At 52.5% G+C, this 14,465-nt stretch carries 9 protein-coding genes; 2 read left to right on the top strand and 7 right to left on the bottom strand.

The annotated features are described in order from the left end of the window. Positions 1 to 33 precede the first annotated feature (33 nt). The 6 genes from H6G89_RS01740 to H6G89_RS01715 form a co-directional block, all read right to left on the bottom strand. Positions 34 to 4,785: an nSTAND1 domain-containing NTPase gene (locus tag H6G89_RS01740; RefSeq protein ID WP_190503543.1), complete on the bottom strand. Its 4,752-nt coding sequence runs from the start codon at positions 4,783 to 4,785 to the stop codon at positions 34 to 36. 82 nt (positions 4,786 to 4,867) lie between these two features. Next, positions 4,868 to 5,899, bottom strand: coding sequence for a DUF1822 family protein (locus tag H6G89_RS01735; protein WP_190503542.1), 1,032 nt, complete (start codon positions 5,897 to 5,899; stop codon positions 4,868 to 4,870). A gap of 202 nt (positions 5,900 to 6,101) precedes the next feature. Then, complete coding sequence (locus H6G89_RS01730) at positions 6,102 to 6,875, bottom strand: hypothetical protein (RefSeq protein WP_190503541.1); 774 nt, start codon at positions 6,873 to 6,875, stop codon at positions 6,102 to 6,104. Positions 6,876 to 7,305: 430 nt separating this feature from the next. Further along, on the bottom strand, positions 7,306 to 8,952 hold the full coding sequence (locus H6G89_RS01725; RefSeq protein WP_190503540.1) for an alpha-amylase family protein: 1,647 nt from the start codon (positions 8,950 to 8,952) through the stop codon (positions 7,306 to 7,308). Positions 8,953 to 9,048: 96 nt separating this feature from the next. Then, a complete protein-coding gene (locus H6G89_RS01720) occupies positions 9,049 to 10,452 on the bottom strand; it encodes an Nramp family divalent metal transporter (RefSeq protein ID WP_190503539.1) in 1,404 nt (467 codons plus the stop codon). Between the two features lie 219 nt (positions 10,453 to 10,671). Further along, positions 10,672 to 11,658 (bottom strand): TIGR03885 family FMN-dependent LLM class oxidoreductase, encoded by a 987-nt coding sequence (locus H6G89_RS01715; RefSeq protein ID WP_190503538.1) that lies wholly within the window; start codon positions 11,656 to 11,658, stop codon positions 10,672 to 10,674. A gap of 328 nt (positions 11,659 to 11,986) precedes the next feature. Between H6G89_RS01715 and H6G89_RS01710 the strand changes: the two genes are divergently transcribed. Together H6G89_RS01710 and H6G89_RS01705 are read left to right on the top strand one after the other, a co-directional pair. Beyond that, a complete protein-coding gene (locus tag H6G89_RS01710) occupies positions 11,987 to 12,607 on the top strand; it encodes a 2OG-Fe(II) oxygenase (RefSeq protein WP_190503537.1) in 621 nt (206 codons plus the stop codon). A gap of 54 nt (positions 12,608 to 12,661) precedes the next feature. Then, positions 12,662 to 13,210: a hypothetical protein gene (locus H6G89_RS01705; RefSeq protein ID WP_190503536.1), complete on the top strand. Its 549-nt coding sequence runs from the start codon at positions 12,662 to 12,664 to the stop codon at positions 13,208 to 13,210. A 283-nt stretch (positions 13,211 to 13,493) separates the two neighbouring features. Here H6G89_RS01705 and yddG read toward each other — a convergent pair whose 3' ends face one another. Further along, positions 13,494 to 14,375: an aromatic amino acid exporter YddG gene (yddG, locus tag H6G89_RS01700; RefSeq protein WP_190503534.1), complete on the bottom strand. Its 882-nt coding sequence runs from the start codon at positions 14,373 to 14,375 to the stop codon at positions 13,494 to 13,496. Positions 14,376 to 14,465 lie beyond the last annotated feature (90 nt).

Below are 14,465 nucleotides of genomic sequence, written 5' to 3'. Positions count from 1 at the left end.
TTGCTATAGAAATGGCGGTTAGGGGCTGTATGTCTAATAGCGGGTTGTGAACGTTGAGCAGACATTGCGATCGCTTGTTGACAATAGAGAATTGGTTCGCAGGTAGTCGCTGAGCCAGTCACAGCCTTGAGTCATCAGATTGTCCAGGTTGAAATTCCAGAAGATGACTGCTCCATTGGCTGTTGCCGAGGCGAGAGTCTGTCCGTCAGGGCTAAAGCTCAAGGCGGTTAGGGCGGAGGGTTGCTGTTGCAGTGTCTTAAGCAAGGTGCCGCTGGTGTTCCATAGTTTGACTCTGCCATCGTCACTGGCGGTTGCCACCAGACGACCATTGGGGCTAAAGACGACGCTGTTGATGCGATCGCGATGTCCACTCAGGCGGGCGATTAGGGTTCCATCGAGTCTCCACAGGATAGCATTGCCATCGGCAGTCGCCGAGGCGAGCATCTGTCCGTTGGGGTTAAAGCTAACGGAGGTGACCTGACTGGTGTGGGTCAAGATTTGCCTGGAGTTGGAGTCAAATAAGCCATTTCCCTGACTGCGCCACAATCGAATCGTGTGATCGCCACTGCTAGAGGCTAACCACTGCCCATCGGGGCTAAACGCCAGAGAGGTAATTTCTCTGGAATGCCCTGTCAGGGTTTGGGCGGGTTGGGCTGCAAAGCGTCCGCTACTATCGCGTTGCCACAGTTGAATGGTGTTGGCTTCTCCGGCGATCGCCATCGTTCTCCCATCGGGGCTAAATTGCACATCCAAAAGGTTTTGAGCGTAGCCCGTCAGGGTTTGCACCAGTTCTCCGGTGACCGTCCACACCTTAACAGTGGTATCGTCACTGGCAGTTGCGACAAGCTGCCCATCGGGGCTAAAGCTAAGTTGGTTGACCCGCTCTTGATGCCCATTGATGGTCAGGGGTTCGGCAGTGGTTGGGGTGCCCGTGGGGGAGCCTTGCACGAGCGGCAACGTCGTTCGCCAGAGTTGGGTGGTTAGCTCATTGGCGGTGGCTAGCAGGCGACCATCGGGGCTGTAGCTGATATCGCGAACTCGGTTCGTGTCGGTCTGTAACTGTTTCAGGAAGGGGCTGTTGGGGTGCCACAGTTTCACGGTGTTATCGGCACTGGTAGAGATTAGCGTTTCACCGTCAGGGCTAAAGTTGACGCTGTAGACTGAGGAGTTGTGTCCCTCCAGCGTAACGATCAGGGTGCCATCCGATCGCCACAATTTCACCGTATTGTCAGCACTGGCGGAGGCAATTATCTGTCCATCCGGGCTAAAACTGGCTCCCCAAACTCGGTCAGTATGTCCCGTCAGGGTTTTGACGAGCGTAAACTGATTGCCCTGACGCTGCCACAGCAATACGTTCCCCGCTTTGGTCGCTGCGACTAACTGAGTGCCGTCGGGGCTAAAACTCAAACTATCAATTGAGGTGGCTTGTCGGGGCAGAGTTGCTAGCAGTTGCCCATCGGACGATCGCCACAAGCGAATTACGCCATCATTGCCTGCCGATGCCAGCAGTTGCCCATCGGGGCTAAAGCTGACAGCCATGACCCAACCACGATGACCCAGCAACGTGGCATATACTTGCGGCTCGGTGCCATTGAGTTGCCACAAGCGAATGGTGCTATCGGCACTGGCGGAGGCTAACCACTGCCCATTTGGGCTAAAGCTGATGCTATTGACTTTGTCGGTGTGTCCATTGAGGGTGGCGATCGCCCCACCGTTGCGCCGCCACAGACGAATAGTATTGTCGTAACTGGCGGAGGCAAACATGGCTCCGTTGGGGCTAAAACTGACACTGCGGACGTGGTTCCGGTGCCCTTTCAGGGTGTCAATCAAGGTGCCATCTCGCCGCCACAGTCGCACTGTGTCGTCATCACTTGCCGATACGATGACCTGCCCATCGGGGCTAAAGCTGGCGTGAATCACACTGCGCTCATGCCCAATCAGGCGGTTATACTCTCGCACGCCATACACCACCTGTTGCAAGGTCGTCACAACATGGATGTAGGTGTCGGGGTGCGCGTCGCTCAGTTGGCTTAACTGTTTTCCAGCCCGCAGGCTCTCCAACAGAGCTTCTAATTGCTTCCCGGATGCCAACAATTCCTCGGAGGCAGAACTGAGGGAATCCAGTTGAGCATTGCTGGTAATGATTTCTGCCCGTTGCCATTGCCACGCCGCTATCCCAATCAGCAACAGAGCCGCTGTGAAGCCACTGGACAGGGCAGTAATGCGAAAGCGACGACGGCGATCGCGTTGTTGTTGTTCCAGGTCGCGTTGGCTCAGACTGGCATGAATCAATGCCCGCTCTCCCTGGCTCAGGTCGGTCTGCCGTTCTTGAAACCAGTGTTGTGCTTCCACCAAAGGCGCACCACGCAACAATGCCCCTTCATCTTGTTGGCTAATCTCCCACTGGCGCACGACGCCGCGCAACCGTTCCTGCCAGGTCCGAAAACTGCGATCGTCCTCCAGCCATTGACGCAACCGTTGCCATTCCTGGATTAATGCCTCGTGGGCAATCTCCACAATGTCTTCGTTGGCGGTGTCGTCGTGTCGGCTTACCACCAATCGGGTATCTGCCAGGTGAGTCACAAGTCGCCAACTCTCTGCGCCAATTTCGCTGCGGGTGGCTAAGCGTCGCGTATCAGCTGTTCCTTCTCCTGGGCATACCAATTGCGTAAAGATGCGCTGGGCTTGCCGTTGAGCCGTTGTATCCAGACTCCCATACACCTGTTCGGCATAGGTGGTCAGTGCCCGTTCCACGCCGCCGATCGCCTCATAGGCAGCGTGGGTCAGATAGCCCTGATTCTGTTTTTCCCACAGCAGGGTCAGAGCAAACTCCAGCAGGGGGAGGTGCCCCGGTGCTGCATCGACCGCATCGAGAATTCGTTCGGTCAACCCCTCGGCATAGCGCACCCCCAAACGATTAGCGGGTTTTTCAATCACCGCCTGCAACTCCGATCGCGTCATGGGGGTCAATAGCTCTGGTGAAAACCGTTGCAACGCCTCAGCAAATGGTCGATGGGCGAGAGCATATTCCAGAAAGTCAGCCCGCAATGTCAGCACGATCGCCAGCGTAGAGGGAAATGTCCCAAGTGGTTCTTCTGTTGAAGTAACGGCTTTTAGCAGACAATCTTGAAACCGTTGACGCTCCTCGCTGTTGGCGCAGAGGGTATACAACTCCTCAAATTGATCGACTACAAGCAACACCCGCTGTGCTTGAAAGGGGGTGCTCTGCTTTTGCAGAATTCGGTCTACCACATCGGTGAGAGACACCGTGCCCTGATGCAGGGCGATCGCCAGTTTATTACCTTCGATGAGTTGGTCTGTCTCGCTTAACCCCGGTTCTAACAAGGGGATCAACTGCTCCGCTAACCGGGCAAAGGGATGATTGCCGGGGCGCAAAACCGCGATCTGCCAACCTGAGTGCGATCGCAACCGGGGCACCAGACCTGCCAGCACTAGCGATGATTTACCACTGCCTGATGCTCCCAATACCGCCAACAACGGTCGCTGTTGCATCAGGTTGACCCATTTCTCAGCGAGCATCTCTCGTCCAAAAAAGAAGGGAGCATCTGCCTCTTGAAATGCCGCTAACCCACGATAGGGGCAGGGCGGGATCCGAGATGGAGCCTGGGAGAGCAGTTCCGGAGTCGCTTGAGTGACGGAGACAGGAACCTGCCCACTCAGTGCCGCCCAGGTGGGCGGGTCAGCCGTGGGATTTTGACAGAGAATTGGCAACCACGTTGCACAGGGGCACTGATCCTCCAGAGATTGCAACTGTTCCCGCGCATCTCGTACTGCCAGATGCAACGGGTGTCCTTTCGAGAAACGAGTCAAGAAATAGCGCAGAAACGCTTGAGCTACCTGATCCGGGACAGGTTCACGCATCACGATCAGGTGAGGAATGTGGAGCCGCTCCAGTTGATTCGCCAAACCCAGCCCATCACAGGAGTTGAAGATTGCCAACTGCAATCCTTGAGCGATCGCCTTACGCAGCGCATAGGTCAACTCATCCACTGAAATGCGATCGTGTTGATTCAGTTCCAAATAGCCCACTTCGCCACTGTGGAGACTGGCACTATGTCCCGCAAAAAACAGGATGTCCCATCCTTGCGCATCCCAGAGACACTGCTGCAACTGCTGCCGCTCTGGTTCTACCAAAAAACAGGTTTCTGCTCCATCTGGAAGATTTGCCAACAACTGCCGATCGGCATCAATATCAATGCCTGTGCGGTTGCCCAACACCGCCAGGATGCGCACATGCTGGCGCGATCGCCCCGACACGGCAACTCGCTCATAGGCTGGAGCACTCAACGCGACTTCAACGTTGGGATATCGCTGCAACACATCCCATAAATGCCAGGGGAGGTGCCGCAAATGCGGATTTTCCGATTGCAGAATGATGCGGATGGTGTCTCCTGGAGACAGTTTTTCTAAAAACTGCTCTCGAATTGCTCGGAGGGAATCCACTGCTAACCATTGGTTAAAGTCAGTCACCAGGTTTGTAGCCGCCTGGCGACAGGCAGCCATGACATTGGCTTTTGACCCACTTGGTACTGGATTGGGGCGATCGCCTAGACGAAACAGCAGACTCAAATTGTTGTAGAGCGATCGCCACTGTTGATAGTGCTGATCCAGCGTCGGGTTGGGAGGAAGTTTGCCCTTTGTGCGTACCTGCACCACACTCCGTAGCGAGCCATCACTCAATACATCATCCAGGCGAATTTCGAGCGTTACGACCACGCCCTGTTGCAAATCGCCATCAAAATCGAGGATGACTAACGCTGTCATGAATTACACGAGATGTGAGGATCGAGGGTTGGAAAGGTAGGGTCACGGAATCAACTAGTTATGACCAATCACGAATGACCATTCAAATCACAAATAGTTCTCGAATGCGGGCATCGCCCAATGCTACCTCAACACTAAATTGCTCTCCGGGCTGCCCAGTAAATTCATATTGCAAAAAGGTGTCATTCTCCTGCGAAACCACTTCCCGGAAGACTTCTCCCGTTTCAGTCAACACTTGCATTCGCAGTTGGGACGGTAATTCAGCACGTTCTCCAATGCTGCACACATGCAGGTGAATGCACATTTGTTGAGTGGTTTCGGGTGTGAGACTGACGACAAATGCCAGGTTTGAGAGTCGTTGTTGGAGATTTGTATCAGTCTGCTGATTCCCATCGGAAATCTGGGCTGATGAAGTTTGTAGATGGCGATCGTATAGACTGCGATTGTCCTGTAGCTCCAGTCGCTTGGCTCGTCTCACGGCTACCCCCCGATATGCTAATGCTGGCGTGCGATGTCCAAGGAGTGCTTCAAGGCTCTGCCAACCTATTTCGTATTGATCGCGTAGCCATCCCCCCAAATGGGTGAGAAATGTCAGATTTTCTTGACCTGACGCTGGGGTTACTGCCCTCGCTTCCAGGTCACTCACCTGATCGAGTAGGTGATCCAGGGGTTGCAGAGCCTCCAGTGCCACCGCTTCAGCCTCGTCGGCGATCGCCTCTGGAGCCAAAAACCCCAACAACTGTCCTTCGTGCAGCGATTCATCTAACTGCACGGCGACATAACCGATGCGATCGCCCCGCACCTCTGGCGGCACCACCACTTCAGTCTCGTTGGGCAACACCGGACGGCACTCTAATCGCCCCACTGACGGCAGCACCAGATCCGCGATATCCAACAATGTGTTGTAACGGAGATCCCAGCTATCGCTGCGCTGCAAGTCATTGTCAATCTGCAACCAGTTGAGGTAACGATGCACTGCCCATACCGCCAGTGTGTTGAGGTAGACCCGTTTACCTTTTTGGGGATTGGCTTGCTCAGCAGCAAAATGCTGTGCCCAATCGTGGGCGATCGCTGTGAGTGGGACGGTTAGATGGGGTGAGGCTGTGCTGTGCATAGGGAGGGAGTGGGAGGGAGTGGGAGAGTGGAGGAGTGGGAGGGTAGGGGGGAGAAGGATAAAGGATAAAGGATAAAGGATGAGAGAGGAGGGATAAAGGAGGAGGGAGGAGGGGAAGAAAGGGATGAGGGATGAGGGATAGAGGGGTCAATGGTTTTCTCTATTTCCCATTCCCCATTCCCTACTCCCCATTCCCCATCCCCTACTCCCCTGTTTCTCTATCAGGCTGATACCCTAAATTTTTGGCGATGTCTCGTAAGAGGGGAAGTCCTCGATTTTTCCAGTGCCAGTTGAGGGTGTGGTAGTTGATGTTGAATTCACGGGCGATCGCGGAGAGGCGATCGGGGGGATGTTTGAGTAGAAGTCGCTGGCTCAGCATCTGACAATGGCAGTCGGGATGGGCTTGGGGGTGGCACTGTCGCAGTTCTTGTTGGGGGTCTTCTTCGATATATTTCTGGAGTTGCACGCCGATGCAAATGGCTTGGTGGTGGGCTTGCTCCTGCTGAATCTTTTCTTCCAGGTCCCACAGGGTAAACGCTCCAGAGGCAGGGAGTTGGTCGCCAAAGGTAGTCCCCCCCTCTATGTCGAGAGGCGTGTCTAATGAGAGGGGTGGTTTTTGGGCTTGCTGCTTGAACTCAATACGGGGGTTGCGAGTTCCGGTTTGACTGCGCGATCGCGGTGGTGCATGGAGTTCTCGCACTTCGTACTTGAGCCGCAATTTCAGGTTAATCCAGGCGGTTAAGCTCTTCTCCAGCGAGGGTTGCCGAGGTTCAAAGTTTTTGATTTCGTCACCCAATCGCATTAAGGCATCGTCTAATGCCTCAGCATAGTCGGGATGGGGCGATCGCGCTAACCCTGGTAATTGTTGAATTTCGAGCAACAGACGATTCATTGCCTTGCGCCAAGCCAGACTCTTGGGCGGTTGCTGTTGAACCGTTTCAATCAAACTGCGGAGGTGTTCATCCCGGTCAGTCATAGCTCTGTCGATGCAACGACCCAATCTTAACTCTGACTGCCTTAAATTCGCCCCAAAAGAGTTACTAAACGTCAATTCGGGTTAAACACCGGGCGAATCCATTCGCGGTTATGGGAGCGAAGTCCGCCTGCGCTGATTACAGAAAATCTAGGTTCGCCGAACCGAAGTAGATCGGTTTTGCTCTTGTAGCGGCGGTTTTAACCGCCCAGATCCTTACCCTAAACTCATACCAAGTTGAATTGGCTTCACTGCACATGATTCTGTAAGGGCGTTTCGCGAAACGCCCCTACCCAGTGATCTGCCACAATCAAACATTAAATCGGTATCAGAACCAAATTGAATCGAGCGATACCTGCTTGGGTGAAGTCCGGGGTGTAGAGGCTACCGTAGCACCCGTACTTGGAATCGATGATTCGGCAACCCCTTGTTCTCACAAATTGGTTTCACCAATACGAAACCAGTAGTAGCCATAGCCTTCGAGTTTCAGAGTGTGGGAATTGTCAGGGGCGATCGCATATTCCTGCTGACCTAATAGATCGATCAGTTGCCAACCATCTTCGACATTGTCGAGTTTGAGTGTGACGGTACAAGCTTCCCTCGACAGGTTATGGACTGCCATGACAGTTCCACCCTGCCATTCACACTGATGGGCAAAAACAGTTGGACAGTCTGTTTCAACAATTGCCCAAGTGCCCCAACCAAACTCAGGGCATTCCTTTCGCACTCGAATGGCACGTTCTACCCAGTTGAGAAATGAGTCAGAGTCTCGTCGCTGTTCCACGACGTTGACGTGTTGATAACCAAAGGTTTCATCAGAGATGATAGGACGAATCAGTTTGTCAGCAGGAGCATTGGAAAAGCCTGCATTTGGTTTGTCAGACCATTGCATTGGGGCACGAATGGGAAAGCGTTCGGGTTGGGACAAATCATCCCCCATGCCGATCTCCTCCCCGTAGAATAGGACAGGTGTTCCTGGCAGGGTAAACATCAGGCTGTACGCCAATCGCAATCGCTTGGGATTGCCCTGAACCAAGGGAGGGAAACGTCGTCGAATACCGCGATCGAAAATCCACACCTTTTCACGGTCTTGATGAAATCCGCTCAAGATTTCCTGTTGTTCATCCTGCGTGAGTTTGTCGAGGGACAATTCATCGTGATTGCGGACAAAGATTGCCCACTGCCCAGTGTCGGGAATGGCGGGTGGTGCTTTCAGGGCACGGGCGATCGGCTCAGCTTTTTCCTGTGCCAGTGCCAGCATCAAATGCTGATTAAGCATGAAGTGAAACAGCATTTGCATTTTGTCGCCATCCCCAAAGTAAGGCGGCACATCTTGCATCGGCACGTTTGCCTCTGCTAACAAAATGGCGTCCCCACATCGCCATGAGAGGAATTTGCGAATCTCTTGGAGATATTGATAGGGGTCGGTGACATCTGCCTGGTGTTCAATGCCGTTTAGCTCAATTAAAAAGGGAGCCGCATCAATACGAAATCCAGATACGCCCAACTTGAGCCAAAACCCCATAATTTTGTTGATCTCTGCACGTACTTCGGGGTTGGCAATGTTCAGATCTGCCTGATGGTCATAAAACCGATGGAAGTAATAAGCTCCGGCTTCTTCGTTATAAGTCCAGGTCGTTTCTTGTAGCCCTGGAAAGACGATTCCCTCTTCTGCATCGTCTGGTTTTGTCTCTGACCAGACGTAGTAGTTGTGGTACTTGGAGTGCTTGTCTCGACAGGCCGCTTGAAACCAGGGGTGATCCGTTGAGGTGTGATTGACGACTAGATCAACGATGACTCGGATACCGCGATTGTGAGCCGCATGGGTAAACTCGACGAAATCACCCAACGTCCCTAATCGTGGATCAACCGTATAAAAATCTGTGATGTCATAGCCGTTATCTCGATTGGGAGTGGGGTAGAAGGGCATGAGCCAGATACAGGTGATGCCCAGACCTGCCAAGTGGCTTAAGCGTTGAGTCAGTCCGACGAAATCCCCAACGCCATCTCCATTGCCATCCATGTAGGTTTCAACATCAAGGCAATAGAGAATCGCGTTTTTGTACCACAGGTCTAACATATAAAAAAGGGTTGAGTGATGTGTAATGTGAATATTGCGACGGGCTAGCCCAATAACGCTCAAATGCTCTTTCCCGACGGGGATTGCAGTCTTTGATTAACTAGCCGAGCCAGTGGCAATTTGGTAGAGGTGAATCGCTGCAAAGATGGCAAAAAAGAGTCCGGCGATCGCTGTAATGCCGAAGGTAAAGTGGGAGGGACGTAGCTCTGCTGGTAACAAACGGTGGTTCAGGTAGAGTGTCAATCCGGTGACGATGGGAATGTGGGTTGCCTCAACCACGCCCGCTAATTTGAGCAAGCCTACGGGTTCACCAAAGGCGAGGTAAACCACGATTGGCAGGATGGCAAGTAACACCACAATGTAGACTCGCTTGAGAAACGATTCGTTTGTCCAGCGATCGCGCCGATTGAATCCCTGCAAGATGATGCGTGTGCCGTTGGCAAACATGCGACCAAATCCATCTTGATCTGACAGGGTTGTGCTGCAAAAGGTGACAAACACTGCCACGATCATGAACCAGAAGCCAAAATCTCCCCAAACGTTACCCAGCAATTGCCCCAGGGTTTCAGCGACTTTGTTTTCTTCAGGTACTAAACCTTCGGGTCTGAGTAATTGCGCTCCTAAGACCAGAAACGCGATCGCAATCAACAGTGCTCCAACAACGGCTAGAGTATTCGACAGAGTCATCTGTGTGATCCACCCCCGCAGGTGCGATCGCTCCTGTTGACTCAAGTCACTGGGATTGATAGGTTGTTCGGGCTTTAACGCTGATGCTCCATAGCCTCGCGCCTCAACCCAGTAGGAATACCACATCAACCCGGCGGCTCCAGCCAACATAAACCCCAGCCACGGCAACACCTCACCGATATCGACATCTCCCGGTAGTTGGGGCACTAACCCTGCTGCCAGTTCTCCCCCATTGGGAAACACGCTCAACGCTGCTGCCAGAACCGCAATTGAAAGGGCGATCGCCAACGATGATGCTAACTTATCGATGACGCTGTATTGCCCTAACAACACAATGGTTGCTGTCACCAGCACAATGATGATTGTCCACACTTGCAGGCTGCCTCCCGTCATAACTACCAACGCAGTCGCAGCCGCCCCCGTCAAACCGGCGATCGTGGCAACGGCAACAAATGCTTGAGGGATCAAAATCAACCAAATTGCCCAATTTCGTGGACCGGGTAATTGCTTGAATCCTTCTAAGATCGTGGCTCCAGTGCAAACGGTGAAACGTCCAACTTCACGGTTGATGAACCATTTCAACGCCACAGCCGCCAGTAATGCCCACAGCAAGCTATAGCCATACAGTGCAGCGACACGCGGAGTAAATAGCAACTCGCCCGATCCTGCCGCAGACAACATCCACAAAAAACTCGGTCCCAACCAGAGAAATCGTTGCCACCCTTTGGGCGGAGCGGGTATGGTTTGGTCTTGGTCAGCAGTTGGATGGGGGAGGGTTCTGGGGGATGAATGATACTCGCGTCCATTGTTCATGTGGGGGCATCTCCTGCGGCTGTAAAGGATTCGGCGTGCGTTCTGGGTCAGGGGTCATGAGTCATGAATCATGCGTCATGGGTCATGGGTCACTCACGAGCACCAATGACACGTGACAAAGGACAAATGACAACTCGACAACATCAACGAGACGTGTCATCCCGATTTCTAGTTAACAGAAGAAATAATCCGCTTGCCCCTATCGCAGGAGGGTTAACCCTATCTGACTGAGGACAGAGGTTTTTGGGTAAAGGCAGGCAGCACCTTCTCGCCAAATACATCAATGAATTGTTCTTGTTCACGATTAACGTTGTGCAACAACAATTCTTCAAATCCCAACTCAATATCTTGTTGCAGCCATTCAATGTGTTGTTGTGGATTGGAGGAAATGCGAATGTGTTGATCCAACTCTTCGGGGGTGACAAACTGCCCTGCTGCATCAAACTGGGCTGGGGTTTGCAACTCTGTCATCAGAATGTTTTCAAAGATGTTGTTACGCCACTGTTCGTGGGCTTTTTGACGGGCTAAATCATCGGTGCGATCGTAGGAAAGCTGCACTTTTAACAGCATGGGTTTGCCCTCTCCACCGCCCCGTCGAAAGGCATCTACCACTTGTTTGAGTTTGTCGGGAGGACGAGAAATCGTAATCAAGCCATCTGCCCAACTGCCTAACCACTCGGCTGTTTTAGCGGTAACTGCTGCCCCAATGATGAGTGGATTTGTGGCAGGACGAGTGTAGAGTTTGGCTTCTTCGACACAAACCAACCCATCGTGATTCACCGTTTCACCTGCCCACAACGCCCGCATGATATCTACACACTCTTTGAGTCGAGCGTTGCGATCGCCCTTAGATGGCCACTTCTCCCCGGTGATGTGCTCGTTGAGTGCCTGACCACTGCCAACGGTGATCCAGAAGCGATCGGGAAACATTTCGGCTAAGGTGGCGGCCGCCTGGGCGATGATGGTTGGGTGATACCGTTGCCCCGGAGCACACACCACTCGGTAACTTAAGGAAGGAGTTGCCTGCATTGCTGCTCCTAACCATGACCAGGCAAAACCGCTCTGTCCCTGGGTTTCGCCCCATGGATGAAAGTGGTCGGAGGAAAGCGCATGGGTAAATCCTACCCGTTCAGCCCGTTGAACGTACTTCAGCAATTCGCTGGGCGTAAATTGCTCATGAGAGGCATGGTATCCAATCTTTGCCACAATGTGATTTCCTTAGTTGCAAGACAACAGCACAAATGAAATGAAGCAACGGGAAAACACGCGCCATGATCTTTGAGAATAGTGGATGGCGATCGCTGAGTCTTCTAACTTTCCTCAGATTTTTTGCCATCGCAATCAAAGGGTTGGTGAGAACGGGGTACAGGGGCGGAACCCCTGACTGGGGGCGCAATCTCCATACTCCCTTATCTCAACTGTCTCGACAGTTGCCATACAGCCAAAATAAGTCTTCTAGAACTTTTGATAGACTGACATCTTGCACCTCCTTCAGTAATCCGCCCCCAAATCAATTCGGGGCGAATCCCTCGTTATGAATTACTACCGTCAGACCGCTAACGCTTTTTCAACCACCTACCTCAACGACCTGCGAGGTGCGATTCTGGCGTGTCCTTATTTTGCCGTCAATAATCTTAACCGTGACTTTGTCGGGACAAAGGGATTTTCAGTTGTGTTTCGGCGATCGCACATAGCTGAAGTTGAGCGGCAATTTCCCTTCTTTAAGCCCTACTTAGATCAGGTGTTGGAGCCAACTTGTAATGCCTTTTATCTCAATCCACTGTTGTTGAAACAGGGATCACGGGTTGACCCACACATTGATCGATCGCTACGTTCCTATTGCAAGACGATTGAGCCACCCTTGTTGGTGAGTGTGTTGTATGTTCAGGTGCCGTCTGTGCTCAAGGGAGGTGAGTTAGTCTTACGCAACCATAAACAACAGGTGGGACAGATTAAACCCCAGGTGAATACGGTTGTTTATTTTCAGGGGGATTTGACCCATTCAATCAACGTCATGGAGGCATCGGGCGATCGCCTCAGCTTAGTCTGCGAACAGTATTGTTTAGATGAAGCAGAATTGCAGGATATTGTAGAGTTTGCTGTGGAATCGAGGGTTGCCCAATCTACTCGGACTAAGACAAAACGGCGATCATAAGGTAATGACCTGATGTCGCTAACATGTATTGATTTAACGCAAACAGCAATTCCTATGCAGGTATTCAAGCATTCGTGGTTGTCCGCATTTCTAGTCAGCATGGTCATCGGTCTGGCGATCGCTCTCGTTGGCGCAGTTTTGGGGCGCGGTAGCTTTGCACAGGTCGTGATTCACATCCTTGTTGCGGTTTGGGGTGTGCCCCTGTTGTTGCTGATTGCGTTGGTGGCAGGGGTGCTTTGGTGGCGAGGACAACGCTGGGCGACCCGTCTTATTCGTGGGGCGATCGCTGCCACACTGGGGGTCATCGTTCAATTGGGGGGTGTGGTGTTAGGCGTTTATCTGGCTAACAAGGACGTTGCCCAAGCTAAGGCGTACTGCGAACAACTGGTGCCCAAACTTCAAACTTATCGAGACACACATGGGCAATATCCAGAGGCGATCGCTAATCTGGAAAATCCACCCCCACTGCCCCGTTTATTGCGTGATGAGAGTTTTTATTATGGGGACAAGGAAGACTTTAGCTTTACGATCGACGACCCCACTGCCCTCTTTGGCGCATGGCAATACAACAGTCGGGAGTTGACGTGGCAATATTTGAATTAACGTCAGTTCGATTGAAGAGCCCGGCGGATGAATTCGCGGCTACTAGAGCCAAGTCCGCCGACGCAGACTCCGAAAAATGCAAGATTTGACGAACCGACGTAGGTCGGTTTTGCTCCGATAGCAGCGGTTTTATAGCCGTACTCACTAAGGTTAGAACGGGGCGCAGGGGTGGAACCCCTGGCTGGGGGCGCAGCCCCACACCCCCTGATGTCCTAAGGCATATGCGTAGGGCTATAACCGCCGAAATCCTGATCCCAAATTCACGTTGGATTAGAAATACACTTCAGGTTTTGTTCAAAAAATCACCTGCCGCCAACACAGCACCGCCGACAATCAACAGGCAGGCAATTCCCAACACCCAACTTGCGGTCGCCAGTCCACATACGACCAACAACAGCGTAGACAACAAGGGAGCCGTATAGGAAAGAGCACCCAACACTTTGATATTGCCGTGTTTCACACCATAGTCCCAGGTGAAGAACGCCAGACCCAACGGTCCTATGCCCAAACACAGGATGGCTAACACTTCTCCACCAACCGGAAAGACGGTTGTCTCGAACACAGCGTGGCAGATCCAGGCAAGCACTGCCGTTACGCCACAAAACCCTCCTACCGCATTCGTTGGAATGCTACCAAATCGCCTCGATAACACTGAATAGCTCGACCAAATGACCGCACAAAGCAGTGCTGACGCATAGCCCAAACTGTATTGCAGATTGAAGGCAAACGCCTCTCCCTTGGTCACTAGCAACGCCGCCCCAACAAACCCGGCGATCGCCCCTGCCACATGAAACCACCGCAATCGCTCACCGGGCAGCAATGCCGAAAATAACACGATCAACAACGGCCACAAGTAGGCAATCAAACTCGCCTCCACCGCAGGCGCGTGGCTCAACGCCATGAAATAGAAGAAGTGATAGCCAAACAAACCAATCACTCCCAGCATCCAGGCAGCGTAGGGCAGCCTGAGATGGTGGAGAATGTTGCCTCCCTGCTTGATCCAGAGAGCCACCCCCAACAAAAAAGCGATCGAAAAACACATCGCCGTCAGTTGAAACGGCGGAACCGATCCACTCAAGGTTGTTAACAATGCCAAGGTTGACCACATGAGAATGGCACTAAAGCCAATCAGTGTGGGATTCATCAGAGATTTGCGGTTCATCATGGATTTGATCTGGGGACTGGGGATGCACAATCGGGTCAAGGTAATGGGTCAATTGTCCTTAGATTTCTCTAGTTTTGCATCGCCTGAATA

The organism is Oscillatoria sp. FACHB-1407, assembly GCF_014697545.1.
In the GTDB taxonomy this organism is placed as follows: Bacteria; Cyanobacteriota; Cyanobacteriia; order Elainellales; family Elainellaceae; genus FACHB-1407.
Note: the sequence above shows the minus strand (reverse complement) of the source record. Positions and strands in the feature narration are given on the sequence as shown.

Bases quoted from the DNA above. Each gene is read 5' to 3' on its own strand.
- H6G89_RS01740 (WP_190503543.1), bottom strand. From the start codon at position 4,785: ATGACAGCGTTAGTCATCCTCGATTTTGATGGCGATTTGCAACAGGGC.
- H6G89_RS01735 (WP_190503542.1), bottom strand. From the start codon at position 5,899: ATGCACAGCACAGCCTCACCCCATCTAACCGTCCCACTCACAGCGATC.
- H6G89_RS01730 (WP_190503541.1), bottom strand. From the start codon at position 6,875: ATGACTGACCGGGATGAACACCTCCGCAGTTTGATTGAAACGGTTCAA.
- H6G89_RS01725 (WP_190503540.1), bottom strand. From the start codon at position 8,952: ATGTTAGACCTGTGGTACAAAAACGCGATTCTCTATTGCCTTGATGTT.
- H6G89_RS01720 (WP_190503539.1), bottom strand. From the start codon at position 10,452: ATGAACAATGGACGCGAGTATCATTCATCCCCCAGAACCCTCCCCCAT.
- H6G89_RS01710 (WP_190503537.1), top strand. From the start codon at position 11,987: ATGAATTACTACCGTCAGACCGCTAACGCTTTTTCAACCACCTACCTC.
- H6G89_RS01705 (WP_190503536.1), top strand. From the start codon at position 12,662: ATGCAGGTATTCAAGCATTCGTGGTTGTCCGCATTTCTAGTCAGCATG.
- yddG (WP_190503534.1), bottom strand. From the start codon at position 14,375: ATGATGAACCGCAAATCTCTGATGAATCCCACACTGATTGGCTTTAGT.